Source organism: Megamonas sp. Calf98-2, assembly GCF_900110235.1.
Lineage (GTDB): Bacteria > Bacillota > Negativicutes > Selenomonadales > Selenomonadaceae > Megamonas > Megamonas funiformis.
The window spans coordinates 1-25566 of the sequence record NZ_FOCY01000009.1; the positions used below are offsets into that span (position 1 = coordinate 1).

Annotated in this window: 29 protein-coding genes, 1 pseudogene and 1 CRISPR repeat array; of the genes and pseudogenes, 2 read left to right on the forward strand and 28 right to left on the reverse strand. The window is 30.3% G+C overall.

Annotated elements, in window-relative coordinates:
• The 6 genes and pseudogenes from BMX03_RS11230 to recG all read right to left on the reverse strand — a co-directional run.
• Nucleotides 1–222, reverse strand: a pseudogene (locus tag BMX03_RS11230) (hypothetical protein); the annotation flags it as partial.
• Nucleotides 198–584: a helix-turn-helix domain-containing protein gene (locus BMX03_RS03845; protein ID WP_091693935.1), complete on the reverse strand. Its 387-nt coding sequence runs from the start codon at nucleotides 582–584 to the stop codon at nucleotides 198–200. The pseudogene BMX03_RS11230 and the gene BMX03_RS03845, both read right to left, overlap by 25 nt.
• A gap of 96 nt (nucleotides 585–680) precedes the next feature.
• Nucleotides 681–1718 (reverse strand): aspartate-semialdehyde dehydrogenase, encoded by a 1038-nt coding sequence (locus tag BMX03_RS03850; RefSeq protein ID WP_091693938.1) that lies wholly within the window; start codon nucleotides 1716–1718, stop codon nucleotides 681–683.
• A 26-nt stretch (nucleotides 1719–1744) separates the two neighbouring features.
• A complete protein-coding gene (gene dapB, locus BMX03_RS03855; RefSeq protein ID WP_022227959.1) occupies nucleotides 1745–2539 on the reverse strand; it encodes a 4-hydroxy-tetrahydrodipicolinate reductase in 795 nt (264 codons plus the stop codon).
• A 102-nt stretch (nucleotides 2540–2641) separates the two neighbouring features.
• Nucleotides 2642–3328 (reverse strand): TVP38/TMEM64 family protein, encoded by a 687-nt coding sequence (locus tag BMX03_RS03860; protein WP_022227960.1) that lies wholly within the window; start codon nucleotides 3326–3328, stop codon nucleotides 2642–2644.
• Nucleotides 3329–3372: 44 nt separating this feature from the next.
• Complete coding sequence (recG, locus tag BMX03_RS03865) at nucleotides 3373–5454, reverse strand: ATP-dependent DNA helicase RecG (protein WP_091693940.1); 2082 nt, start codon at nucleotides 5452–5454, stop codon at nucleotides 3373–3375.
• A 202-nt stretch (nucleotides 5455–5656) separates the two neighbouring features.
• On the opposite strand from recG, the gene BMX03_RS03870 reads away from it, so the two are divergent.
• The gene (locus BMX03_RS03870; RefSeq protein WP_091693942.1) at nucleotides 5657–6136 is read left to right on the forward strand and encodes a copper amine oxidase N-terminal domain-containing protein; all 480 of its coding nucleotides are present in this window, start codon (nucleotides 5657–5659) and stop codon (nucleotides 6134–6136) included.
• A gap of 171 nt (nucleotides 6137–6307) precedes the next feature.
• The gene (locus tag BMX03_RS03875; protein WP_022227963.1) at nucleotides 6308–7462 is read left to right on the forward strand and encodes a hypothetical protein; all 1155 of its coding nucleotides are present in this window, start codon (nucleotides 6308–6310) and stop codon (nucleotides 7460–7462) included.
• Nucleotides 7463–7568: 106 nt separating this feature from the next.
• On the opposite strand, the gene BMX03_RS03880 is transcribed toward BMX03_RS03875, so the two are convergent.
• From BMX03_RS03880 to BMX03_RS03965, 22 genes are all read right to left on the reverse strand, one after another.
• A complete protein-coding gene (locus BMX03_RS03880) occupies nucleotides 7569–8405 on the reverse strand; it encodes a YitT family protein (RefSeq protein WP_018999054.1) in 837 nt (278 codons plus the stop codon).
• 130 nt (nucleotides 8406–8535) lie between these two features.
• Nucleotides 8536–10338: an aspartate--tRNA ligase gene (gene aspS, locus BMX03_RS03885; protein WP_015562740.1), complete on the reverse strand. Its 1803-nt coding sequence runs from the start codon at nucleotides 10336–10338 to the stop codon at nucleotides 8536–8538.
• Nucleotides 10339–10360: 22 nt separating this feature from the next.
• Complete coding sequence (gene hisS, locus BMX03_RS03890) at nucleotides 10361–11623, reverse strand: histidine--tRNA ligase (RefSeq protein WP_022227964.1); 1263 nt, start codon at nucleotides 11621–11623, stop codon at nucleotides 10361–10363.
• A 24-nt stretch (nucleotides 11624–11647) separates the two neighbouring features.
• A complete protein-coding gene (gene hemZ / locus BMX03_RS03895; RefSeq protein ID WP_091693945.1) occupies nucleotides 11648–13138 on the reverse strand; it encodes a coproporphyrinogen dehydrogenase HemZ in 1491 nt (496 codons plus the stop codon).
• Entirely contained in the window at nucleotides 13135–13599 is a 465-nt protein-coding gene (locus tag BMX03_RS03900; RefSeq protein WP_018999056.1) for a Fur family transcriptional regulator, read from the reverse strand. The genes hemZ and BMX03_RS03900 overlap by 4 nt, the downstream gene beginning before the upstream one ends.
• A 201-nt stretch (nucleotides 13600–13800) precedes the next feature.
• Nucleotides 13801–14868: a branched-chain amino acid aminotransferase gene (locus BMX03_RS03905; RefSeq protein WP_015562741.1), complete on the reverse strand. Its 1068-nt coding sequence runs from the start codon at nucleotides 14866–14868 to the stop codon at nucleotides 13801–13803.
• A 126-nt stretch (nucleotides 14869–14994) separates the two neighbouring features.
• Complete coding sequence (locus BMX03_RS03910; protein WP_015562742.1) at nucleotides 14995–16224, reverse strand: AMP-binding protein; 1230 nt, start codon at nucleotides 16222–16224, stop codon at nucleotides 14995–14997.
• Between the two features lie 18 nt (nucleotides 16225–16242).
• Nucleotides 16243–17382, reverse strand: coding sequence for a thiolase family protein (locus BMX03_RS03915; RefSeq protein WP_091693948.1), 1140 nt, complete (start codon nucleotides 17380–17382; stop codon nucleotides 16243–16245).
• Between the two features lie 4 nt (nucleotides 17383–17386).
• Nucleotides 17387–17932: a biotin transporter BioY gene (locus BMX03_RS03920; protein WP_091693950.1), complete on the reverse strand. Its 546-nt coding sequence runs from the start codon at nucleotides 17930–17932 to the stop codon at nucleotides 17387–17389.
• A gap of 5 nt (nucleotides 17933–17937) precedes the next feature.
• A complete protein-coding gene (locus BMX03_RS03925; protein WP_091693952.1) occupies nucleotides 17938–18501 on the reverse strand; it encodes a hotdog family protein in 564 nt (187 codons plus the stop codon).
• A 407-nt stretch (nucleotides 18502–18908) separates the two neighbouring features.
• Nucleotides 18909–19331: a CRISPR direct-repeat array (repeat unit 30 nt; unit sequence GTATTCGTACAGCACCTGTTGATATTTATC).
• Between the two features lie 681 nt (nucleotides 19332–20012).
• A complete protein-coding gene (locus tag BMX03_RS03930) occupies nucleotides 20013–20408 on the reverse strand; it encodes a hypothetical protein (RefSeq protein WP_091693954.1) in 396 nt (131 codons plus the stop codon).
• A gap of 35 nt (nucleotides 20409–20443) precedes the next feature.
• The gene (locus BMX03_RS11125) at nucleotides 20444–20593 is read right to left on the reverse strand and encodes a hypothetical protein (RefSeq protein WP_177159351.1); all 150 of its coding nucleotides are present in this window, start codon (nucleotides 20591–20593) and stop codon (nucleotides 20444–20446) included.
• A gap of 90 nt (nucleotides 20594–20683) precedes the next feature.
• A complete protein-coding gene (locus tag BMX03_RS11130; protein WP_177159352.1) occupies nucleotides 20684–20860 on the reverse strand; it encodes a hypothetical protein in 177 nt (58 codons plus the stop codon).
• 19 nt (nucleotides 20861–20879) lie between these two features.
• Nucleotides 20880–21065, reverse strand: a complete 186-nt coding sequence (locus BMX03_RS03935; protein WP_091693957.1) for a hypothetical protein — start codon at nucleotides 21063–21065, stop codon at nucleotides 20880–20882.
• Nucleotides 21066–21113: 48 nt separating this feature from the next.
• A complete protein-coding gene (gene dnaB / locus BMX03_RS03940; protein WP_255361404.1) occupies nucleotides 21114–22445 on the reverse strand; it encodes a replicative DNA helicase in 1332 nt (443 codons plus the stop codon).
• Nucleotides 22446–22595: 150 nt separating this feature from the next.
• A complete protein-coding gene (locus BMX03_RS03945) occupies nucleotides 22596–23567 on the reverse strand; it encodes a hypothetical protein (RefSeq protein WP_091693960.1) in 972 nt (323 codons plus the stop codon).
• A gap of 87 nt (nucleotides 23568–23654) precedes the next feature.
• Nucleotides 23655–23840 (reverse strand): hypothetical protein, encoded by a 186-nt coding sequence (locus BMX03_RS03950; RefSeq protein WP_008538599.1) that lies wholly within the window; start codon nucleotides 23838–23840, stop codon nucleotides 23655–23657.
• Nucleotides 23841–23903: 63 nt separating this feature from the next.
• The gene (locus BMX03_RS03955) at nucleotides 23904–24104 is read right to left on the reverse strand and encodes a hypothetical protein (RefSeq protein ID WP_091693962.1); all 201 of its coding nucleotides are present in this window, start codon (nucleotides 24102–24104) and stop codon (nucleotides 23904–23906) included.
• A 42-nt stretch (nucleotides 24105–24146) separates the two neighbouring features.
• The gene (locus BMX03_RS11135; protein ID WP_177159353.1) at nucleotides 24147–24320 is read right to left on the reverse strand and encodes a hypothetical protein; all 174 of its coding nucleotides are present in this window, start codon (nucleotides 24318–24320) and stop codon (nucleotides 24147–24149) included.
• Between the two features lie 16 nt (nucleotides 24321–24336).
• Nucleotides 24337–24507: a hypothetical protein gene (locus BMX03_RS11140; RefSeq protein WP_177159354.1), complete on the reverse strand. Its 171-nt coding sequence runs from the start codon at nucleotides 24505–24507 to the stop codon at nucleotides 24337–24339.
• 59 nt (nucleotides 24508–24566) lie between these two features.
• Nucleotides 24567–25154 carry a Rha family transcriptional regulator gene (locus BMX03_RS03960; RefSeq protein WP_177159355.1) on the reverse strand — a complete coding sequence of 196 codons (588 nt, stop codon included), beginning with the start codon at nucleotides 25152–25154 and terminating at the stop codon, nucleotides 24567–24569.
• Between the two features lie 64 nt (nucleotides 25155–25218).
• Nucleotides 25219–25428 carry a helix-turn-helix domain-containing protein gene (locus BMX03_RS03965; RefSeq protein WP_091693968.1) on the reverse strand — a complete coding sequence of 70 codons (210 nt, stop codon included), beginning with the start codon at nucleotides 25426–25428 and terminating at the stop codon, nucleotides 25219–25221.
• Nucleotides 25429–25566: the final 138 nt, after the last annotated feature.

Consider the following 25566-nt stretch of genomic DNA (forward strand, 5'->3'; position numbering starts at 1 on the left):
CTGCATAGTTACTCTTCTATATCCATATCTTCCATGATTTTTATTACAAATATTATGAATTAATGTTTTTAATCCTTTATATTTATCTTCTCTAGATAATTTTTTTAATGCATCATAATATGTGCTTTTAACTAATTTTGTATAGTTTAATAGGGCTTTTAGAGTATATTTTTTCCTTAATTTAGCAATTACTAAAACTAGTGTCTTCCTTCCTTTTCCCATTGCTTCATTAAGGCATGCCACTTTTTTAATAGGTCATTTTCCATTCTTAATTGATAATTTTCTTGTTCCAATTGTTCAACATAAGAAAGTTCTTTTTTAGGAATGGAAAATTTGGCTGCTGTTTGATTTAATGATAAATGATGTAGCCATTTATATTCAATAACTTTTTGCTTAAAGATAGGAGTATATTTACGATTTTTATGAAGAAGTTGTGAAATACCACCATGTTCATAATGAGATATCCATCTGCAAAGAGGAGCTATATCTGGCATGTTTAGAATTTTAGCTACATGAGAAATAGAATTTCCTTTTAAAACCATTTTAATTGCTTTAACTTTAAATTCATTTGAGTATTTAGTCATAAAAAAACTGCACCTCCAAAAGTTGTTTTGTGTCCAACTTTTGGGGTGCAGTTCACCATAAACTTCTTTTTATTTATAACTATATATTATTTTATATTATTTTTCTAACATATCGTTTTTAATCATGTATTCAGCGATTTGAAGTGCATTTAATGCTGCACCTTTTCTAATCTGGTCACCACAAAGCCATAAGTTTACAGCATTAGCTACAGAATAATCTTTGCGGATACGTCCTACATAAACATCATCTTTGCCAGATGTCATAAGAGGCATTGGATATTCCATTTCTGCTGGATCATCTTGAACTGTTACACCATCAAATTTTGCCAAAGCTTCTTTGATAGCATCTAAACTTACTTCTTTTTCAAGTTCTACGTTAACAGATTCAGCATGGCTACGATATACAGGTACACGAACTGTTGTTGCTGTAATACCGATTTCATTATCTTCTAAGATTTTATGTGTTTCATTGATCATTTTCATTTCTTCTTTAGTGTAAAGATTATCTTGGAACACATCAATCTGTGGAATTAAGTTAAATGCAATCTGATAATGTTTTGGAAGAGAAGCACCTGGTAAAATATTAGCTACTACTTCTTTACCTTCTACAATAGCTTGTACCTGGTCTTCAAGTTCTGCCATAGCTTCTTTACCGCCACCAGAAACAGCCTGATAAGTAGATACTACAATACGTTTAATTCTTGCTAAATCATAAATTGGTTTTAAAGCCATTACCATGATGATAGTGGAACAATTTGGATTTGCAATAATACCTTTATGACGAGCAATAGCCTGTGGATTTACTTCTGGAACAACGAGTGGAACTTCTGGATCCATGCGGAATGCACTGGAGTTATCAATTACTACTGCACCAGCTTTTACAGCAGATGGAGCAAATGTTTTACTTGCAGCACCGCCAGCAAAAAGAGCAATATCCACATTTTCAAAAGAATCATGAGTTGCTTCTTCTACTGTATATTCTTTGCCCATGAATTGAATTTTTTTACCAGCAGAACGATGAGATGCTAATAATTTTAATTCATTAAAAGGGAAATTTCTTTCTTCAATAAGATTTAAAAATTCTTGACCTACGGCACCTGTTGCCCCTAAAATCGCCACATTATATTTTTTCATTTATATCACCTATCCAATATTAATAATTAGTCCATAATATTATCTAAATTGCAAGTAAGTCCTGCATTAAGACCTATGATTTTTTTACAAGCAAGTACAACACCAGGCATGAAAGAAGTACGGTCAATAGAATCATGACGAATAGTCAAAGTCTGTCCTAAACCACCAAAAATAACCTCCTGATGAGCTACATAACCTGGAAGACGTACACTATGAATTCTCATACCATCATATTCTGCCCCTCTAGCACCAGCTAATTTTTCTTTTTCATTTTCATGACCTTGTTTATGGCTTTCACGAACTTGTTTAATCATTTCAGCAGTAACAAGAGCTGTTCCTGATGGAGCATCAAGTTTATTATCATGATGAAGTTCAATGATTTCTACATCTGGCATATATTTTGCTGCTTCGCAAGCCATTTTCATCATAAGCACAGCGCCGATAGCAAAATTAGCTGCAATAAAGCAAGGTGTATTATTTTCTTTTCCTAAAGCATCTAATTGAGCTTTTTGTTCATCAGTGAGTCCAGTTGTACCAATTACAGGACGAACATGATTTTTAATAGCGATACTTGCAGTATTAAATACTACAGATGGCTGAGTAAAATCTACCATAACATCTGGATTTGTTTCTTTAATAGTAGCTTCTAAATCAGTGGATACAATAACACCAGTTTTTCCACAACCAGCTTTATCACCAGCGTCCATACCACCAACTATATCTACAGCTCCAACGAGCTTTAGTTCACTATCTTTCATTACAGCATCAACTACGGTACTGCCCATACGACCGCAAGCACCATTTACAATAACTTTAATCAAAATAATTCATCTCCTAGTAAATTATACGATTTTAACTATGAACAATATTATAATGGGAAAAGACTTTAAAATCAATATGTTTCATCTTATTTATGGACTTTATTATGCTGTTTTTCTCTCTTTTCTTCTGTTATAGTACCATATTGCACCATAAATAATACATACTAACACTATTACAATCATTAAGCGGTCTAAGTTATTTTTATAGTTAACTACATCATGACCTATCACCACTTCAAGTGCAGTAGAGGGAAACTTTCCAATCAAATTTGCCAAAGCATAATCTTTTAAACTAATGCGACTAACAGCTCCAAGTGCAGTCAATATTCCTGAAGGAAAATATGGCATAGCACGTAAAATAAGCATTACTTTAAATCCATTTTTACCACTGAATTCATCTGCTTTTTTTAGATACTTAGATTTGGCAATTAATTTTTCTGCTGAAGAACGCAAAATTGTTCGCATCAAGATAAAAGATATTATTACACCCGCTGTTTCAGCAAGCCATGATAAAATAATTCCTGGCACTATACCAAAAAGCAAGCCATTTGCTGTTGATACAAATATTGACGGTAAAAATCCTAAAGCATTTATCAACACATCTAATAAAAAGCTAAATACCATCGCCCATATACCAAATGAAGCGATATAATCCATTGTTTCTTGCATACTACCACTTGTAGCTACACGCCAAAAATCACTATAAAAACTAGGATTTAAAATATAGATAACAACTAAAATCGCCACTAACATTAAGACTGTGATTATTTTTATCGTAGACTCTTTCATTAATTTATATCCCTTCTTTATCTTAAAATTTAGCTATTAGATATCTATACATCAGAAATCTTTAAAAATCTATGTTTATATTGTAATTCTAATATCTCATTTAACACTTTTTTATCTATGCCATAATCAATAGCTCTTTGAGCTTCTACCCTTGCATTGACTAAGACATTTACATCATTTAATACATCTGCAATTTTTAAATCAGGTAAACCATGTTGCATTGAACCAAAAAATTGCCCTGGTCCACGTAATCGCAAATCTTCTTCAGCTAAAACAAAACCATCAGAGATTTTTTCCATGAGATGCAATCGCTCTAGCGAATTTGCATTCTTACCACGATTAATCAAAATACAATATGAAGCATACTCACCTCTACCAATACGACCACGAAGCTGATGGAGCTGAGCAAGCCCAAAGCGTTCAGCACCTTCAATCACCATGATACTAGCATTTGGCACATTTACACCAACTTCAATTACTGTAGTTGATACTAATACATCTATTTTTCCTGACAAAAATCCCTGTAATAAATCTTCTTTTTCTTTCGGTTTTAATTTACCATGAAGCAAGGCACAATTTAAACCATATAAATAACCTGATGTAAGTTCATCATATATCATTTCTACAGAAACAGCATCACTATTTTCACTTTCTTCAATCAAAGGACAAACTATATAAGCTTGTCTTCCTTTAGCTACTTCATCTTTTACAAATTTATAAATCAAATTTCTTCTATCTGGCATACGCACAAAAGTCCTTATAGGTTTTCTTCCTGGTGGTAATTCCTTGATAAAAGAAACATCTAAATCACCATATACTGTAAGTGTCATCGTTCTAGGAATAGGTGTCGCTGTCATCACCAATACATCTGGTAAAAAATCTTCTCCTTTTCCTTCTAATTTTGCTCTTTGATTTACGCCGAAACGATGTTGCTCGTCAGTTACTACTAAGCCTAAATTTTTGAATATGACATTATCTTGTATCAAAGCATGTGTACCAATAACTAAATCTATAGTGCCATCAGCTAAGCCTTCTAATATCTGTCTTTTTTCCTTAACTTTCAAACTACCAGTCAATAAACCTACATGTATATTCAATGGCTCTAATAATTCTTTTATCTTGCCATAATGTTGCAATGCCAAAATTTCCGTCGGTGCCATCAAAGCGCCTTGGTATCCATTTTCAATAGCTTTTACTAAAGAAAGTATAGCTATTACTGTTTTCCCTGAACCTACATCACCTTGTACTAAGCGTTGCATTTGCACATCTTTTTGCATATCTAAACAGATTTCTTGCCAAACTTTTTCTTGTTCTGCTGTTAAATTAAATGGCAAATTATTTTTTACTGTTTTTACTAATTCACTATTAGATAAAAATTTTATGCCTTTATTTTTTACCTGATGTTGCTTTTTCAACAGCAATAAACCTGCTTGAATTAAAAATAATTCTTCAAAAATTAAACTCTTCTTTGCTTTTTCTAATTCTTGTCTTGTCTGAGGAAAATGTATTTTCTTTATAGCTGTTTGTTTATCCCATAAATCGTATTTTTCACGAATAAAATTTGGTACTACATCTTTTACCAAAATATCTTGAGTGCAGGCTTGTTCTATTAGATTGCGAAAATCCTTTGGTTTTATATAATCTGGAATTGTATATATGGGCATAAAAGCACAAGGATTAATATTTTCTTCACTATCTATATTATCGTTATTTATAATGTCAAAAGAAATAATCTGACTTATAGCAAGTTGACCATATCCACCATAGGCATAGCCCACTTTGCCATGTACAAATAAACTACTTTTTTGTACCTTTAATTTCTTTTTTAGATAATCTTGATTAAAAAAATTAAGCTGAACAACACCTGTATCATCAGCTAACATAATCGTTAATAATTTTAAACCTCGCCTTGTATTTTTTTCTGCCATAGCCATAATTTTACCTTGAATATTTACCACTTCACCGACTTTTATTCTGCCGATAGGAACAATTTGACTTTGGTCTTCATAACGACGAGGATAATATGTGATTAAATCATATATATTTTCAATGCCTAATTTTTTTAAAGCCTGTGCTTTTTTAGGACCTACACCTTTTAAAAACTGTATATTTTCTCGTATATCCATTTATTACACCTATCTATAAAAATTAATTTTAATTATAACATATCTAAATATAGACTGCTTTAACTTAATTTTAATCTTATTTTAATTTTTTTGTAATTGATTTTAAACTTAATTATGCTCTAATATGTATTTAAGATGTATTAACAATTTATCTCCAATCTAAAATAAATTTTACAATCTACAAAAATCAGAAGGTGATTTAATGAAATTAATTTCTCGCTTATTGCTTCTATCTTTTTTTGCTTTAACCGTATTTACCTATATTCTACCTGTAGAAGCCACTTCTACTAATCAAGAAAGTACACAAACCCAACAAGATGAAATAATCGTCAATGGTACTAAAATCAATTCTTACCCTATTATAATTAATGATTGTACATTAGTGCCAGCTCGTGATGTCTGCAAAAATTTAGGCTTCACTATATCTTGGGATAGCGACGAACAAACAGCTACTATTAACAGTAAAAATATGCAATCTACTGTAAAAATTGGTCAAGATTTATACACTGCTCAAAGCACTATTGCCCTTGGCATGACTGCACCTATCTCCCTTGGTTCTGGGCCACTGCTCATCAATGATAAATTATACATTCCAGCAGAACTTTTCCGCATTTTACAAGGAAATAATCCAGAAAGCTTGATTTATAATAATCATCAAATCCTTTTAAATACTATTGAATAAATTAAAAAGCATTAAGATATATATTTTATATTCTTAATGCTTTTTTATCTATTTTTTGCAAATTATTTACCTAAATTTAGCTAAAGCTAAATTAAAATTATACATTCACTATATATACTAAAATCAACTTAAAAATATTGCTCAACCGTTAGCAGATTGGAATGTTGATATATGCAAAATTTGTCTCGTCGTAATTTCTTTAAATTAGGTGCTGGTGTTTTAGCTGGAGCTGCACTTTTCGATTTAACAGGCTTAAATCATAAAGCTTTCGCTCAAAAAATAACACCTTCTAATTTTAAAATAAATCCAATTAAATTATCTGATTTACCACCAGCTACAAAAGCACCACTTAATTCACAGCTCGTCAACAATGCTTATGATTACATAATTTCTAGTGTGGAAAAAATAACAGATAATAAGCTTTGTCAACAAACATTAGATTTAATCAAAGATACACGTCCTAAATTTATGCAATTATACACATCTTCTACAGATGTAACTAATATTTACAATGAACTTGCTAATAAAGGCTTGATTGATACTTCTATCATCAGCCCAGAACAATTATTTCCACCACTAAAAACTAATAAAAATCCACAAGATTTCATTTCTGCTCCAGGCAGTGGCTATGCTAGCCATCATTCTTATCCTGGAGGACTTCCAACTCATACAGCAGCCAATTTATCTATTTCTGAAGGCGTAGTCAATACTTATAAATTAATCTTTGGTTATGCTGTAAATACTGATATTGTACTTTCTGCTCAAGCTTTACATGATTTAGCTAAACCATGGGTATTCCAGTGGAATGAAGATGGAACATGTCTTCCTGAATATTCCATTGCAGGTACAGGAGCACATCATATTTTAGGGCTTGTTGAAGCTATTTATCGCAACTTACCTGCTGAAGAAATTGTCGCTCAAGCTTGTGCTCATAATCACCCTGGCAGTGATAAAGATGAAGAAAGTGTAGTTAACTGGATTAAAGCAGCAAGTATTATTGCTCAAAAAAATCCTGTAAAATATGGTTTACTTGATAAATCTGGAGATAAATTACCTACACCACAACATCAAGAAGGTTATATTGTCCACTTAGGCGACCATGACTGGGTATTGAGTGGTATTGTTGCTAAAAACACAGTAATTTACCTCAAAGAAATTGCTAAAACTGATTACAATTTCTCTGATAAAGATTTAAATGGTAAATTATTCAATGATTTTAGAAATTATATTGGTGCACAAGTTTCCTTCATGTATTTGCATAATCTCATGGCTCAAAATGGTCTTGAAGATGTGCGCAATCTTGTTCATCAAATAGTTTTAAAATAAAATATTAAAATCTTACCTATCCCAATGACTCCTCTTATTGTCATTTATATAAAAGCCATAACTCTTTAACCCTTAGAGTTATGGCTATTTTCTTTATCTAAAATTATCAGTGATGTGAAAAGCCTTCTCCTGTTACTTCTCTTGCATCAGAAATAATAAAGAAAGCATTTTTATCTATATCTAAAGTTAGCTCTTTTATTCTACTCACCTGTCGCATAGTAATCACTACATAAATAACTTTACGATTATTTTTAGTATATGCACCCTGTCCATAGAGAAAAGTAACTCCTCTATCTAATTCAATCATAATTGCGTCTGCTATCGCTTCTGGTTTTTCTGTAATTATCATGATGGATTTTCGCATATTAAAACCATCAATCATCTTATTGGTGAGTACACCACCTAAATACATACAAATAAAAGTGTATACTGCAATATTATAATCAAATAACCATACACTAGATAAAATAATCAAACAGTCTAAAACAAATACCATCGTTCCGACATTATACGAATATAATTTTTTAATCAGTGCTGCTATTACATCTACACCGCCTGTATTGCAATTACTGCGGAAAATCAAACCAAAGCCAATACCTGAGATAACACCTCCTACAATAGCACATAACATAGGTTCTGATAATGGTGGATAAGCGTTTAAAAAAGCTGTTAAATCCAAAGCAACAGAAAATAAAATCGTGCCTAAGATTGTATCGAAAAAATACAATCTGCCAAAATAACGATAAGCAATATATAAAATAGGAATATTTAACAAAAAATTCATTATCCCAATCGGCAAATTAAATAAATAATACAAGATAAAGGCAATCCCTGCTAAACCACCAGATAAAAAATTCATCGGTATTAAAAATAAATTATAAGCAGCGGCAGCCAGTAAACACCCAATAATAATTATTACATAACGCATAGCATGATTTAACATTAAAAACCCTCCTATCATTTCATAATAAAAATACTATATAAAGAAAAAAGAACAGACCAAAATTGTCTGTTCTTTAATCATAAATAATTCGCTAATCGCTAAAATTATTCATTCTTTTTAATTTATCTAATTAGTTTTCAGCTTTTTTCTTAGGAGCTACAGCAGTACGAATAGAAAGTTCACGTAACTGTTTTGCATCAACTTCAGAAGGAGCTTGTGTCATCAAGCAACCAGCACTTTGAGTTTTAGGGAATGGAATAACATCACGAATAGAATTACGTTTAGCCATGAGCATAACCATACGGTCAAGACCAAATGCAAGTCCACCATGTGGAGGAGTACCATATTTGAAGGCATCAAGCATAAAGCCGAATTTTTCATGAGCTTGTTCTGGAGTTAAGCCGATTGCTTCAAATACTTTTTCCTGAGTATCGCTGTTGTAAATACGAAGGCTACCGCCACCGATTTCTACACCATTTAATACCATATCATATGCTTTTGCTTTTACGCGACCTGGGTCAGTTGTGAGATATTGTACATCTTCATCACGTGGTGCTGTGAATGGATGATGCATAGCTTTCCAACGTTTGTTTTCTTCATCATATTCAAACATAGGGAAGTCAACAACCCAAAGGAATTTATATTCATTTTCGTTAATAAGACCACGACGACGGCCCATTTCAAGACGTAATTCGCCAAGAGCTTGAGCTACTACAAGTGGTTTATCTGCAACTACGAGTAATAAATCGCCTGTCTGAGCATTAGTTGCTTCTTTAATTTTCTGGAATGTTTCTTCACTGTAGAATTTTTTGAATGGAGATTTGATTTCTGTTTCAGTGTACTGAATCCATGCTAAACCTTTTGCACCATATCTTTGAGCATATTCTACAAGACCATCAAGTTCACGGCGAGGAATATTTGCATAGCCATCAACTTTGATAACTTTAACCTGTCCGCCATTATCAAGTACAGATTTAAATACTTTAAAGTCAGAGCCTTTAACGTATTCGGAAATATCCATGAGTTCCATACCAAAACGGATATCTGGTTTATCAGAACCATATCTTTCCATAGCTTCGTCCCAAGTCATACGTAAGAATGGAGTCTGTACTTTTTCGCCGATAGTTTTTTCAAATAAACCGGATACTAAACCTTCCATTAAGTTCAAGATATAATCTTGGTCAACGAAGGACATTTCAATATCGAGCTGAGTAAATTCTGGCTGACGGTCAGCACGTAAGTCTTCATCACGGAAGCAACGTACGATTTGGAAATATTTTTCATAGCCAGCTACCATTAATAACTGTTTGAAAATCTGTGGAGATTGTGGTAATGCATAAAATTTACCAGGATTTACACGGCTAGGAACTAAATAATCACGTGCACCTTCTGGAGTACTCTTTGTAAGCATTGGTGTTTCAATTTCTAAGAAACCATGTTCATCAAAGTAATCGCGCATTAATTTTGTAACGCGATGACGAAGCATGATATTTTTCTGCATTTCAGGACGGCGAAGGTCTAAATAACGATATTTTAAACGAACGTTTTCATCAACATCAATACCATCTTGAATATAGAATGGAGGAGTTAATGCTTTATTTAAAATACGTAATTCTTCAGCATAAATTTCAATTTCGCCAGTTTCCATATTTGGATTTATTGTTTCTTTATCACGTAAAGAAACTTTACCACGTACAGCTACTACGAATTCAGAACGAAGGGATTCTGCTTTTGGAAATTGGTCTGCACCAATTTTATCTTCAGCAAAAACGAGCTGAACAAGGCCACTTCTATCACGTAAATCAATAAAAATAAGTCCACCATGGTCACGACGGTGAGATACCCAACCGCATAATACTACTTCTTGACCTTCGTTTGTGGCACGAAGTTCACCACAATGGTGAGTTCTTTTCATACCTTCCATTGTTTCCATTTTACTAATTCCACCTCAATAATTATTTTGTTAATATAGTGAGTTTATTAAGCAATTCATCTATAGAGATTGTTTCTTGTGTACTTTCATTCATATTTTTAAGTACAACAGAATTTGCTTGCAATTCATCTTCACCTAAGATAATAGTGAATTTTGCATTAGCTTTATTTGCTTGTTTCATTTGAGCTTTCATGCTACGTCCTGCAAAGTCCATAGCAGCTTTAAATCCACCTCTACGCAAATTAGCTAAAATTTCAAAGGCTTTTGCCTGTACAGTATCACCTAAAGCTACAATAAATACATCTGTATCATAATTAGTTTCAGGTAATAAGTTCTGCATTTCAAGAGCGAGCAATACTCTTTCAAGACCTGTAGCAAAACCTACAGCAGGTGTAGATTTACCGCCACATTCTTCAATAAGACCATCATAGCGTCCACCACCTAAAACGGCAGATTGAGCACCAAGTGGTACATATTTTAATTCAAATGCAGTCTTAGTATAATAATCAAGACCACGTACAAGACCTGGGTCTAATTCAAATTCTATACCAGCAGCTGTTAAGAATTCTTGTACTTTATGGAAATGATCATTACATTCATCGCAAAGACAATCAGTAATAGCAGGAGCGTCTTGCGCCAATTCTTTACATTTTTCATTTTTGCAATCTAAAAGACGCATTGGATTTCTATCATAACGAGATTTACAATCATCACACATCTCATCAATTACAGGTTTGAAAAATTCTTGTAATCTTTGACGATATACAGGTCTACATTTTGGACAACCTACAGAGTTTAATAATAATTTTATATCTTTAAGCCCTAAATCTTTTAGGAACTGTACAGCTAAAGAAATGATTTCAGCATCAACTGCTGGATTTGCTTCACCTAAAGCTTCTACACCAAACTGATGGAATTCACGATAACGACCAGCTTGTGGGCGGTCATATCTAAACATTGAACCGATGTAGAATAATTTGCATAAATTTGTATCTGCATATAATTTATTTTCTAAGTAAGAGCGTACTGCTGCTGCTGTATTTTCAGGACGAAGAGTAATACTTCTATTACCTCTATCTGTGAAAGTATACATTTCTTTTTCTACAACATCAGTAGTTTCACCAATACCACGTTGGAATAATTCAGTATGCTCAAAAATAGGTGTTCTGATTTCACGGTAACCATATTGACCGCATAATTTTCTAATTAAATTTTCAAGATATAACCAATTTCCTACTTTATCTGGAAGTATGTCTTTCGTTCCACGAGGAGCTTTTGTCAACATATAAAATATCACCTCTACATATTTTTAATCGCCATAAGCTTCTTTTAAAAGCATTGCTCGGCGTTCAATATATTTATCTATACTATTTAAATAAGTATATAAATCTTTTGCATTAAATGACGTTTGTAATCTCTTACCTGGATAAGTAATCTTACTAGTTGCTGCACCGCCAACACCTAAAATAGTCTGGCGTTCACCCATTATTTGAATATTATAAATGCCTTCTTGACCCTTTTTGCTATAACCTACATTTTCTAATTGACCACTCATATAACCTTGACGATAAATATAATATGGAATTAAACCATATTCATCAATAGCAGTTGTCATTATCTTAGCCATAGCTTGAACTGTTTCATCATCAGGCAAGACAATATTATCTCTTATAAGCTTTAATTCTGAACCTTTTTTTAATGCTAAAGCATGCAAAGTTATATCATCTGGAGCTAAATCAATTACTTTATTAATCGTATCTTGAGCATCTTTTATATCTTCACCAGGAAGCCCAATGATTAAATCAGTATTCACATGTTTTATACCAGCTTGACGCACTTGTTTAAATGCACGCAAAATATCTGCTGAAGTATGTTTTCTACCAATTAAAGATAATGTTCTATCTTGCATTGTCTGTGGATTTACACTAACTCTATCTGCACCATATTTTACTATGGATTTTGCTTTTTCAAGACTTAAAGAATCAGGTCTGCCTGCTTCCACAGTGAACTCTTCAACATAATCGCCTTTAAATGATTTAGCTACTAAAGATAATAAATCATCAAAATCATTTTCATTTAAACTTGTAGGAGTGCCTCCACCTACATAAATACTTTGTACTTTAAAATCATATTGTTCTATTAAAGCTTTAATTTTAGTAATTTCATAATTTAAAGTCTGCAAATATTTGCGAGTCATCTCGCTACTTGGCAATATACTTGAAGGAAAAGAGCAGTATAAACAACGTGATGGGCAAAATGGAATTCCCACATAAACACTGATGAGTTTTGGGTCATTTGCTTTTGTCAAAAAAGGTAATTGTAAATAAGCAATATCTGTTATTAGATTTGCTTTATCTATTTGTACCTCATAATCACCTTGTAAACGTCCTATCACACCTTGACGGTCTAATCCTTGCTCCATTAAACGGTGTACGATTTTTGTTGGTCTAACTCCATGAAGTATTCCCCAAGGAGCTTTTTTAGCTTGTAAATCTTCGCAAAAGATATGATATAAATTCAATTTAATTAAACGATTAGTCCCTGCTTTTACACTTTCATCATCATGTAAAAAGCTTTGTCTTGTATAAGTCCATAATTTTTCATCTTTACGCAAAGTCAAGACTGTTTTTACACCATTTAAAGCCACATCATCATATATATTCTCTATTTTCAATTCATCGTAATCAAAAATAGTATCATCTGCATCATTTATTTCTACTTTAAATAATACTAAAATCTCTTTTACTATCTTTACAATAATTTCTTTTGTACTATTTAAATAAAATGTTTTTATTTTCACGATTTCATTTCACGCTTTTTCTGACAATCTTCACAATAACCAAAGAATTTTAACTGATGGTCTACAATTTTAAATTTGCATGTATCTTCTATTTTTTCTTCGAGATTACCTAAAAGGTCATCTGTGAATTCTAAGACTTTGCCACATTCTACACAAATTAAATGATGATGTTGATGTTCATTAGGACTTGCATCATTTAATTCATAACGACGGCAACCATCGCCAAAATCGAGATAGTTTAAAATATTTAAGTCGCTCAATAATTCTAAACTACGATATACTGTAGCTAAACCAATTTCGCATTTTTGTTCTTTTAAAATAAAATGCACATCTTCAGCGCTTAAGTGCTGGCTAGGTCTATCTAAAAAAATCTGCAATACTATTTTTCTTTGAGGAGTTAATTTATATTGAGGACCCGCTAACTTTTGCTTTAAATCCTCCATAGTTATTTTTACAGGCACTAAAAACCCTCCTTTTATCTCTGTTAGTTTCAAATATATATATTTTAGCAAAAATATACTTATATTACAAAGTTTTTATTATGATTATTATACCATTTTCTCAAAAAAGCTTTCAACTAAAGTATTATCTAACAAATTAAAAACAAAAAAGCTCCCGAAAAAATAATCTCTCGAGAGCTTTCTCTTATATTCTTAATTAAATTAATCTACAGTTGTTACTTTATCAATGAAGCCATGAATATCTTTTTCTTCACCACTTTGAAGTCCTGTGATATAATTGAACATTTTTTGAGCAAATGGTCCAATTTTACCATCATTGATAGTCATTACTTTATCTTTATAGCCGAGTACACCAACAGGGGAAATTACAGCTGCTGTACCAGAACCGAATACTTCTTCTAATTTACCATTTTCGTAGTCTTCTACTAATTCATCAATAGTAATAGGACGTTCTTCTACTTCCATGCCCCATTCTTTAGCTACAGCAAGAACAGTTCTTCTTGTGATACCATTTAAAATAGTACCATCTAAAGCAGGAGTTACGATTTTACCATCAATTTTGAATAAAATGTTCATAGAACCAACTTCACCGATGTATTTACGATGTACACCATCTAACCACAATACTTGGTCATAACCATTTTTGTGAGCTTCAAGACCTGCATGGAGGCTTGCTGCATAGTTAGCTGGAGTTTTTGCTTCACCTAAACCACCTTTTGTTGCACGAACATATGTATCTTCTACCATGATTTTTACTGGAGCAAATCCATGTGCATAGTAAGCAGCTACTGGAGAAAGAATGATATAGAATTTATATCTTTTAGATACGCTAACACCTAAGAATGGGTCATCTGCAAAGATGAATGGACGAATATAAAGGCTCTGACCTTTTTTATTTGGCACCCAATCTTTTTCAATAGTGATTAATTGATGAAGAGCATCATATACTAAATCAACATCAATTGGTGGAATATCAAGAATACGAGCTGAATTATTTAAACGATTTAAATGGTCTTTAGTACGGAAAATAACTACATCTTTGCCCTGACGGAAAGCTTTCATACCTTCAAAAATAGCCTGACCATAATGAAGTGTTGCATTTGCTGGGCTAACTTTTATTTCTTCGTAAGGTACAATCTGAGCATCATGCCAGCCTTGACCTTCATCATAAGTCATTTCAAACATATAATCTGTAAAATGTGTTCCAAAACCAATAGTGGAAACATCAACTTTTTCTTTTAATGTTTTTGTTTCAACAAATTTAACCATAATTACATCTCCCTAATTGATAGTGTATTCATTGTACAACTTATCTATTACATAGTCAAGAAAAAAGTTTACATATTTACATATTTTTTACTATTTTTTTTATAACTTATGCTGATTATTATATCATTATATCTTATTTTTAATTATTTCGTTTAATTTCAATTTATCTATTTTCCCGCTTTCATTCTTAGGCAAACTTAATACTTTTATAAACTTTTTCGGTATTTCGTATTCACTAAGATATTCTCTTAATTTATTTATTATCTCCGATTTTTTAGGTAAATCATCTTTAACAACAACAGCTATCATTATATCTATATTATTCTGATTAATTATGGTTATTGCTACTTCTTCTAAAGATAATTTATCTTTTAATATATTCTCTATTTTATATTTAGAAATTTTTATACCATTTAAATTACAAATATCATCTTTTCTTCCTAAAAAATGTAAATTTCCATATTTATCAATATAACCTCTATCTTTTAAAGAAAAAGGTCTTTGTATTCCCTCAACACCATAAGGTGTATCAATCATTATCTCTTCATCTTTAATAAAGACTTTTACTCCCTTAAAAGGTTTACCTATACAAGTTTTATCCTCGGTCATATTATCATCTTGAATATATGATATGTAATTTAATTCACTAGCACCATAATATAAAGTTATTTTTACATTAGGAAAAACTTTCTTCAATTCTTCTGCCTGAAATTTTCCCATACTTTGTGAACCACTAATTATAGCCTTTAATCTTGCATTTTTATCGCTTACGATTTTAGGCAATAATAATAATTTTGATGGTATTAAATAAATTGTATTTACTTTATTTTGTTCCATCATATTCACCCACGTTTTAGGAGCAAATTTTTCAGTAGCTACAATTGAACCACCTACAAATAAAACACTCATATATATATTTAAATTTCCTGTGAAAGCCAAACTTCCTTGGCAAAATATCACTGTATTCTTATCTATATTAAAGATTTCATTTTGCTTGGGGAAAAAATCCACCCAACTACTAAAACTTCTCCACAATAATTTACTTTTTCCCGTAGAACCAGAAGTCATTACTCCCATGCAAGCATTTGAAGGAATATCCTTTACAACAAAATCTTGATTTTTGCTTACATTCGTAGCAATAATTGGCACTACATTAGTACCACTATAAGCAATAAACGTACATAATTGATCTACAATTAAATCTTCATAAATAAACTTATATTTATCTGTATAATCTATATGTTCTCGTATTTTCTCAACTTTCTTTATTAAATCTTCATATGAAAAACTATCCTTATCTGTTACCAACGCTTTATCTTGCAAATTTTGTCGTTTCAAAATAGATAAATAATCCATAGAATTCACCTCTATCTTTTAAAGATATTCAATCGTCATTGCACTGCCCAATCCTCCAGCACCAGCAATACTGCAACAACCTAATTTTCCTTTTCTATATTCTAAAGATTTTATTAAATGCAATAAAATCATAGCACCTGATACTCCATAAGGATGACCATATGCCAAAGCTCCGCCAAAAATATTATATCTATCTATCACTTCTGGAAAATTACGTTCAAATAATACATCAATAACAGCAAAAGCTTCATTTACTTCAAAACAATCTATATTTTTTATATCCAAATTCTTTTGCATTAATAATTTCTTTATAGCTTTAATACTACCCATTGGACTAAGCATAGGATTAACACCACAAGCACAATAGTCTAAAATTCTAGCTTGTGCTTTTTGTCCAATTTTCTTTAAATATTCTTCTGAACATACTATTACAAAAGCCGCTCCATCATTAATCAAACAAGAATTTCCTGCTGTCGTTACCTCTCCATTTAGCAATAACTTAGGCATTCTTTTTAACAATCTTTCACTCATTTTAGCTCTAATACCTTCATCTTTATCACTATCATTAATTGAAACAACTATATCATCTAATAAATGTTCTTGTCTTGCTCGTACTGCTCTTTCATGACTTTTTAATGCCCATAAATCCAATTCTTCTTTAGTTATATTTTCTTTTATTGCCGTATATTCAGCTCCTTCAAGCATTATAGTTTCTCGATGATTGTTTGGTATAAATTTTGCTACTGTATAAAAGCTATTTTCAGTATAATCAGGATGGTTTTTATTATATCCGCGTATAGGCTGAGTTGAACTACTTTCAAAACCACCAGCTATTATCATATCCGCTTGTCCAGAAGCAATTTTAGCATAAGCCACTGCAATACTTTCTAAACCACTACAACATTGCATATCTACAGTAAAAGCAGGTACATTTTCATCTATACCTGCTTCAAGTGTCATTAATCTAGTAATATTACCGCCAGCTCCCACTCCATTACCAGCTATTATATAATCTATATCCTTATCTTCTATTTTATATTTCTCTTTTAAATTTTTTAGTACCTTCGCTCCCAAAAATTCAGCTGGAATATGTCTATACATACCATTACATAAACCAATATAACTACGAAGACCACCTAATATATATACTTGTCTCATAATCTTAATATCCTCTATTAAAAATTTTTCCTATAGGTCTGGCTAATATTACAGCCACAATGCACTTTACAATATCTAATGGAATAAAAGGTAATACTCCTGTTAAGAATACTACTTCCCAATTCATATCTGTTAATAATTTCAATTGAATTGCACCCAAAAGATAAATCACTGGTATACCTAAGCCTACTCCTATTGAAGCATATCGCTTAAAATTATATTTATTTCCCTTAAGCCAAGCTATCAATACGGCAGCAACTAGATAACCCCAAATATAACCACCTGTTGGTCCAAAAATTTTAGCAGGTCCTGCTGACCCGCCTGTAAATACAGGAATACCCACAAGTCCTATCAATATGTATACAAACATAGTGATAAAAGCCTGTTTCGGTGATAATAAAAAAGCTACCAAATTAACTACTAAAGTCTGTAAAACTATTGGTGATAAAGAAAATGGTAATGGTATTACTATATATGCTGAAACACAATTCATCGCTATTAATAATGCTAATCTAGTCAATTCTAACGTTTTATTGGAATAATTACTCATTTTTTCTACCTACTTTTTATTACAATATTAAATACATTCTTTCCATTTACATATGCCTTTAATTTATCTTCAACTGCATACACTCTTAGTACATCTTCAGAAAATACAGGAGCTAAAAAATCTATCTGCCAATGTAGCATTTCTAATTTTAAAAAATTTTGCAAAGATAGAGCCATTAATAATCCAGGCACTATAGGATTTTTAGTTTGATGAATAATATTTTTATCTCCACTTAATTCAACATACTTCTTTATTTCATCATCATTAAAACAATGCTCATAAATACAATTTTTGTCCATTAATTCTTTTGAAAATTCATCTTCTTTTTCATTTGAACTTTTTTCTATAGCTCTTTTAGGTAATAATAATAATGTCTTTAATTCTTGCTGTATTTTACCTGTATTATCACTACCTAATACCTGCATAATAGCCTTATTTTTCTTATGCAATAATAAGTTATTGCTAAATAAATCAACGTCTTTTCGAATATGTATCTCTGCTCTGGCTAATAACCACCCGCCAAAAAAAGAATTATCGCAATCTGCTAACTTTTGAATAAGCTTTATCATTATCTTTCAACCTTTTACACTTAAGTTTTATTTTTTAATCCCTTAATATTATATTTAAGCTAAATCAATTGGTCAACCTATACAAAATTTCAGTTGACATTAATGATAAAAAAAAGCCGTATTCTTTTTAGAATACGGACTTTATTTCTTAATTATTCAGCGTATATTTTTAATCAAATTTCACCTTATTTTTATCTTTTTCCTTCCTATATAATATAGGCTATTTTATATTTAAATATTTATATTTTTTTCTATTCTTTTTATAATAGTACGTTTTTAGTACGTTAATTTTAACCGCCATATATGAATATAACAAGATATCAATTAGTTTTGACTAATAGTTATATATCAAAATATGGCGGTATTTTTATTAATAACCGCCATACTCAAATAATACATATTCAATTTTCTTTATACAGTATCTGTTGATATTTATCTAGGTAAGACACCATTGAAGCAGTTACGCTATCAGTATTCGTACAAAATCTGTTGATATTTATCTATTGCTTATCAATCCACAAATGGAAATGATATTTGGTATTCATACAGCTTCTGTTGATATTTATCGCAAGACATAGATAAGGCATTTAATAAAGGAAAGAAGTATTCGTACAGCACCTGTTGATATTTATCACATCTATAAAATGTCAAACAGTCATCTAAATTAAAGTATTCGTACAGCACCTGTTGATATTTATCGTTTTTCAATTTTATCTTCGAGCGGTTTTTTATCTGGTATTCGTACAGCACCTGTTGATATTTATCATGCTAACGTTTGATGAACACGATCCTGAAAAATAGTATTCGTACAGCACCTGTTGATATTTATCCCTAATGTTATTAGGATTTATTAATTACATTATAGTTATAAACTATTAATATTGCAAGACTTTAAAAAGATTTACCAGCAAATAGCAAATATTGGTTATAAATCTATAAAGCTAGTAATCACAGTAGTTATTAAGATTTTATAAAAATTTAGCTGGTAAAATATGTGCATCATCAATTAACATAGTAATATTGATCCACCATTAATTTAAATTTTTCATTGATTGATACCAAAGTTAAAATGATACGATATATACTATAAATAATCTCATTATCTTAAAAGCTGATGTAGTTTTAAATGACTGCACCAGCTTTTTTTATTTTACAGAAATAGTCATCATCTTTGGCGATATTCTTAGTTATTACAAAATCACCTATTTTTATAATATTCCTCATGACCATTTTATAAGATTACTAGCTTTTGTAATATCTATAAAATAGACTCACTCTAATGAACGCTTATATAATTTTTACATATCTTTTAAAGCCTTAATTAGAGTTGAAAAAAGGTTCAATTTTCGTTTTGTTTCGTATCATTTTTCGTATCATTTTTATATGATTTTTGAACCTTTTCCAATACGTATAAAGCCTTTATTATCAAGACTTATGGCGGTTTTATATTCGTTTTAGGTTGTTTTGTTTCAGTACCTTTTTTTGCAACCTTTTATTGTTAAAACTGACAACTAAATGACTACTTTTTGACTACTAGATTTTAGTTTTTCATCAATAAAAAATAAGCCTCGTTTTAATAATCTATCAATATATGATAATGAATAATGTAATATATAACTTATTTCACGTCTTTTCTTTAACTCAATAAATCTAAGTATTAGAACTTGTTTTATTTTATCTTTAATATTTAAATTTATAATAAACTGTTTTAATTCTATTCTTTTATTTAGCCAATATCTTCTTTGTTTTTCATAGCTTATTAGTTCAGCTTTTAATCTAGGTATAATAATTTTATCATTGTTAAACTTAGATAAATCCTCTTGTATGCCCTTTATCATTAAGTCATAACATATTATTCTATGATATCCAATATATGCCTGTTCAAGATATTTTTTAGCTATATTCATTATAAACGCTCCTATCTTTAAGATTAATAAAAGCCCTACATTTTACTTAATTCACTATTTAAATCTAATATAACATTTTCCATAAATTTATCATCTATTTGTTTTAAATCTTCTATTTCCTTGTTCTTTTGTAATTCTGTATTAAGACTCTGTAAGATTTTATCTAGCTGGTCTATATTAGTCATAAAAATCACCTCAATGATATTATTATACATAGATAAATAAAAAGGCACTAGCACCGCCATATATAGCGAGCTAATGCCCTTCGTTTTATATTATATATTTGCTTTTAGAAATGCTTTTAAAGACTCTTTACTTACTGTACTAATTTTGACTTTATAATTTTGATTTTTAAATTGTTCTATATCATCAAATACATTTCTCCCTTTTGCACCTAATAAGATTAATTCTTTTTCTTTTCCGTCATCATAGAATATTGCTATATTTATCATTTTTATATACCCACGTTAATTAATGTTTATAATTTTGTTCAATAAATGCTTGAAAGGCTTTCTCATTAAGTCTTGTATTAATTATTTTAAAATTATCATCTTTGACAAATTTTATTAAATCATCTAAAACTGTTTTATTATTGGATAAAATACAAGCTGTTTTATTACCTTGTTCATCAGTGTGAAAAATTATTACATCAGTCATTTATATAAACCCTCTAATCTTATTTTATTAGTGATATTATGCCAATTTTTAAATATCCATAATACAATCATCAAAAAAACAATAATCATGATGATAATATAAATTTACTTTGCCTGTTGAACCATTTCTATGTTTGGATATTATCAATTCAGCTAAATTTTTATTATTTGTATTAGCATTATAATATTCATCACGATATAAAAACATGACTATATCCGCATCTTGTTCAATAGAACCTGACTCCCTTAAATCTGATAGCATAGGTCTTTTATCTTGTCTAGTTTCTACGCTTCGGCTTAATTGAGCTAGGGCAATCACAGGAATATTTAATTCTTTGGCTAAAATCTTTAACTGTCTTGATATATCAGACACTTCTTGAACTTTATTATCTCTTTTTCTTTCAGATGCTAATAATTGTAAATAGTCTATGATAATAAGTTTTATATCCTTTTGTCTTTTTAATTGCCTTGCTTTACTTCGCAACTGCAAAATATTAATCTCTGCACTATCTTCAATATAGATTGGTCTTTTAGATAATATATCAGTAGCTTTTATAACTCTTTGCCATTCTTTTTCATTTAAGCGACCAGTAGATATTTTTTGCGAATTAACACAACTCGCCCCACTGATTAGCCTTTTACCGAGTTGGGCTTTTGACATTTCAAGAGAAAATATCGCTACTGGTATATTATTTCTTGTTATTCTACTAGCCATACTTAACGCAAGGGCTGTTTTTCCCATTGCTGGTCTTGCACCTATGATAATAAAATCTGATTTTTGAAATCCGCCAGTGATTTTATTTAAATCTATATAGCTTGTATCAATACCCGATACACCATTTTGATTATGTTCATATTGGTATTCTATTTCTTGCATACACTCAATCATTAAATCAGTAGGTTCGATAATATCGCCCTTATAAACATTTTCTTTTGAGATATCAAATATCAACTTTTCTGCTTCACTTACTGTACTGTCTATATTTTCAGCATTATAAGCTATGTTTTTTATCTGCTCTCCCGCTTGAATATATTTCCTTCTTATGGCGGTATCTTTTACCATATCAGCATAATATTTTATATTGCTTGCTGAAGGTACACAGTTTACTAAGCTTGTTATGCATGCAATCCCGCCAGCCTTTTCAAGTTCATTCGTTTTATTTAGATATTCAATAACCGTTAAATTATCTATAGGCTTATTGGCTTTAAATAACATTAACATTGCTTTATAAATAATCTTATGACTAGGTCTGTAGAAATCATCTATTTTTAGATTTATTTCATCAATCGCCATTGATGTATCTTTTGATATTAAAATTGCACCTAATACGGCTTGTTCTGCTTCAATATTAATTGGTATTTTATCATTCAAATTTTTCACGACCTTTATTTTTATCATCAGTTTTTAAAATCGTTTTTAAGCCTTTTTTATCTTATACATATATCATTAATCAAAAACATGATAAAATATTTATAGTGGCTCAATCTCGAACTGTCAGACATATTTAAATTTATAAAACGTCTGCCATTTTTAAAAATTGTTTTCCAACATATTTTCATAGACTGGTTTTATTTTTATTTTTGGCTCATTTACATCATTGTTTTTATTTTTAACTGTGGCAATATCAGCATCATTTAACGGGTAAAAACTTAACCAGCTTGACTCTATTGCTTTATCAACAATAGCTTTTTTTATTTCTATATCTCCGCCACTCAATTTATCAAGTTTATTTAGAAGACGTTTAGTTATACCACTCGTGTTTATATCCTTTTTTTGGGCTTTTCTCATATCGTAAAAATCTATCAATGATTGTCTTAATTCTTCATCATCAGAATAAAACTCTATATCACATATAAAATCTTTCTTAGAATAAGCCTTTTTGTTAGAAGCTGACTTCTTTTGTTTTTCCTCTTTTTCTTTTTTAGTTTTTGAATTAGTAATATATATATTCTTATTATTATTCTTATATATATTCTTATTGTGTGAAATTTTTTCATAGTTAACTGTGAAATTTTTACATGGTTTTTGTGAATTTTTTTCATAGTTAACTACATCTTTATTGTCGGTTAACTGTGAATTTTTTTCACTGTTTACCGTGGAATTTTTCCACTGTTCAACCGTAACATTTTGTAACGGTTTATTATCCGTTAACTGTGAAAAATTTTCATAGTTCAAAAATATATCTTTTAAAAATTTTTCATTTATAGAATAAATACTTACATTGCCACCTTTACTAGCTTGTTTTCTTATAAAACCTTTATTTATCAAACTGGTTAAAGTATTTAAAGCGGTTCTTGATGTAATGTTCAATTCTTTAGATAAAAAATTACAACTTCCAATGTAATCCTGACCTGCTTTATTAAAACTTAAAATTATTGATAATGTGTGTACCTCGTTAGGTTTTAAACCAACTTTAAATAATACATGGTAATATTTATAAAACTTAAACTGGTATTTATCTAATAACTCATAGAATGAAATGTTATTTGCATCACCCACCATTTTGTCATCTCCTTTGATATGGTATTTCATCAGCTACTACAGAATAAAGTTAAAGCCCCAATAACGGGGCTATTTTTTTATGCTATATCAATCAGTAGGATTTATTTTTTTCTCGTAGAAATGGCGGTTTATCTTGCCTTTTAGCGTGATTTTGCCCATTGCTTCTACTTCTTTATTCATTTCTCTAATGAGTTCATAAGCCTTTGAAATGGATATATTGCAGTCTTCGGCAATCTCTTTGGCGGTTATAAATCGACTTTTTACAGTTTCCATATTTTAAATTCAGCCCTTTCATGATAAAATTTACTTGCTTTTAAATTTTGTATGCTCCTTGTCTTAGTGCGAGGGGCTTTTTTTATATTCATATTTAGCTATTAAAGTTTCTAAGTCTTTGACAATAATATGAAAAGATGAGCCAGTTATAATGTTATCTGTATTATTACTAAAGTCTAAATACATATCTTTTAAGCTCTTTAATTCATTTATGAGCCTGTCAAAACTCGTAGCTTTGATTTTAAGCGTTATTAGATTATCCATGTATATAAATCCTCCTAGAGTTTAATAAAAAGCCTGTCAGCGTCAATCTGAATATTTTTGGCGGGTATCTTGTTTCTTTTTATTATATTTTGCTCTAAGTATCTTAGCTCTTTCTATCCTTTGTTGAAGTCTTTGGAATTTCTCATCAATAGAATGTTTATTAAATGGGAAAAAGTCCGCCATATCAATTACAATACCGTTTTGTACATAAAACATTTATTTAATCGCTCCCTTATTTTAGGATTTTTAGCACTTCACTAAATGCTAATTTTATAAGTTTTAATTTATTTTCTTTTGTAAACTCATGTAGTTCGTTAAAAAATTCTTTTGCGTTTAATGCATTATCTTCTTGTGCAAATGCTACAATCTTTTTATCAGTATCATAGATTAATATTTTTATCATATAAATTATCTCTTTTCTAAAATGTATTTATGTTTAAGTTGATGAAGTTGATGATTAATTTAATCTATTTCACCGAAAATTCTATTGTCGATTTCATCAACATCGTCATATGATAACCCATCACTGTCATTATCTAGCTGTTTAGCTATTATTAAATCTCTAAAAGCTTTATATCTTAATAATTCAGCTTGTTTTTCATGCAATAAAGCATTTTGTTCATCGTATTCTATAAAAAAGTTATGACGTTGAATTTTTAAATTTTTAAGCTCATTCGATATTATGTCTAACTGATTTTTTAAATTAGCGTTTAATTGATTGGTATTGGTTTTTATTTCTTGCTCCATAGCATTGAAGGCATCAATAAAATCTAACTTCCACTTTAAAGCTTTTTCACCCTTAAAACTCATAACAAGCAGACTAAATCCGTCCCTATCCATTAGATACATTGGACGTTTTTCACCTTTATCATCAGTATAATTTGATTTGAAAAAGTGCTTGGAAAGCCTGCCACTATTGGACGAGCTCAAAAGTGAGCTGGTTAAACGTAAAACATTTTTATGCTCCTTGTCAAAATGCTCTGCAAGTTGTACACTAGATACAACAACTTGATTTTTAAACATACGAACTAAATTATTTTGATTATCCATGTTTTTAACTTCCTTTCGATAGCTCCTAGACATTCTAGGGGCTTTTTTATTTGTCTTATAGCGGTTATTCCTCATCTTGTATTAACTCTATTGGCTCAACCTCTAAAGCTTTTGCTACTCTACCAAGTGCATTATGACTTTTAAAGCCATTATCTTTGATAATACTTCCGATTGTAGCGTCAGATAATCCAGCTTGTTTGGCTAGGTCTGTAGGATTAAATAATTTTTTAGCCATAGCATTATCAAAATTTCTTTTATTAAGTTTTATTAGCATTTTATATCCTCCTTTGTCCAAAATGAACTATTATTACATATAAAAACATAATAAGCTCAAATAAGCTTAAAAATATTATATTATTTTATTTATAAAAAATCAATGCTATTTTGTTCTTATTTTTTATATTTTTTGTTG

Excerpts from the sequence above, each read along its gene's own strand:
- BMX03_RS03845 (WP_091693935.1), bottom strand. The coding sequence starts at position 584 with ATGACTAAATACTCAAATGAATTTAAAGTTAAAGCAATTAAAATGGTT.
- BMX03_RS03850 (WP_091693938.1), bottom strand. The coding sequence starts at position 1,718 with ATGAAAAAATATAATGTGGCGATTTTAGGGGCAACAGGTGCCGTAGGT.
- BMX03_RS03860 (WP_022227960.1), bottom strand. The coding sequence starts at position 3,328 with ATGAAAGAGTCTACGATAAAAATAATCACAGTCTTAATGTTAGTGGCG.
- recG (WP_091693940.1), bottom strand. The coding sequence starts at position 5,454 with ATGGATATACGAGAAAATATACAGTTTTTAAAAGGTGTAGGTCCTAAA.
- BMX03_RS03870 (WP_091693942.1), top strand. The coding sequence starts at position 5,657 with ATGAAATTAATTTCTCGCTTATTGCTTCTATCTTTTTTTGCTTTAACC.
- BMX03_RS03875 (WP_022227963.1), top strand. The coding sequence starts at position 6,308 with ATGCAAAATTTGTCTCGTCGTAATTTCTTTAAATTAGGTGCTGGTGTT.
- BMX03_RS03880 (WP_018999054.1), bottom strand. The coding sequence starts at position 8,405 with ATGTTAAATCATGCTATGCGTTATGTAATAATTATTATTGGGTGTTTA.
- aspS (WP_015562740.1), bottom strand. The coding sequence starts at position 10,338 with ATGGAAACAATGGAAGGTATGAAAAGAACTCACCATTGTGGTGAACTT.
- hisS (WP_022227964.1), bottom strand. The coding sequence starts at position 11,623 with ATGTTGACAAAAGCTCCTCGTGGAACGAAAGACATACTTCCAGATAAA.
- BMX03_RS03905 (WP_015562741.1), bottom strand. The coding sequence starts at position 14,868 with ATGGTTAAATTTGTTGAAACAAAAACATTAAAAGAAAAAGTTGATGTT.
- BMX03_RS03910 (WP_015562742.1), bottom strand. The coding sequence starts at position 16,224 with ATGGATTATTTATCTATTTTGAAACGACAAAATTTGCAAGATAAAGCG.
- BMX03_RS03915 (WP_091693948.1), bottom strand. The coding sequence starts at position 17,382 with ATGAGACAAGTATATATATTAGGTGGTCTTCGTAGTTATATTGGTTTA.
- BMX03_RS03920 (WP_091693950.1), bottom strand. The coding sequence starts at position 17,932 with ATGAGTAATTATTCCAATAAAACGTTAGAATTGACTAGATTAGCATTA.
- BMX03_RS03925 (WP_091693952.1), bottom strand. The coding sequence starts at position 18,501 with ATGATAAAGCTTATTCAAAAGTTAGCAGATTGCGATAATTCTTTTTTT.
- BMX03_RS03930 (WP_091693954.1), bottom strand. The coding sequence starts at position 20,408 with ATGAATATAGCTAAAAAATATCTTGAACAGGCATATATTGGATATCAT.
- BMX03_RS11125 (WP_177159351.1), bottom strand. The coding sequence starts at position 20,593 with ATGACTAATATAGACCAGCTAGATAAAATCTTACAGAGTCTTAATACA.
- BMX03_RS11130 (WP_177159352.1), bottom strand. The coding sequence starts at position 20,860 with ATGATAAATATAGCAATATTCTATGATGACGGAAAAGAAAAAGAATTA.
- BMX03_RS03935 (WP_091693957.1), bottom strand. The coding sequence starts at position 21,065 with ATGACTGATGTAATAATTTTTCACACTGATGAACAAGGTAATAAAACA.
- BMX03_RS03945 (WP_091693960.1), bottom strand. The coding sequence starts at position 23,567 with ATGGTGGGTGATGCAAATAACATTTCATTCTATGAGTTATTAGATAAA.
- BMX03_RS03950 (WP_008538599.1), bottom strand. The coding sequence starts at position 23,840 with ATGGAAACTGTAAAAAGTCGATTTATAACCGCCAAAGAGATTGCCGAA.
- BMX03_RS03955 (WP_091693962.1), bottom strand. The coding sequence starts at position 24,104 with ATGGATAATCTAATAACGCTTAAAATCAAAGCTACGAGTTTTGACAGG.
- BMX03_RS11135 (WP_177159353.1), bottom strand. The coding sequence starts at position 24,320 with ATGTTTTATGTACAAAACGGTATTGTAATTGATATGGCGGACTTTTTC.
- BMX03_RS11140 (WP_177159354.1), bottom strand. The coding sequence starts at position 24,507 with ATGATAAAAATATTAATCTATGATACTGATAAAAAGATTGTAGCATTT.
- BMX03_RS03960 (WP_177159355.1), bottom strand. The coding sequence starts at position 25,154 with ATGGATAATCAAAATAATTTAGTTCGTATGTTTAAAAATCAAGTTGTT.
- BMX03_RS03965 (WP_091693968.1), bottom strand. The coding sequence starts at position 25,428 with ATGCTAATAAAACTTAATAAAAGAAATTTTGATAATGCTATGGCTAAA.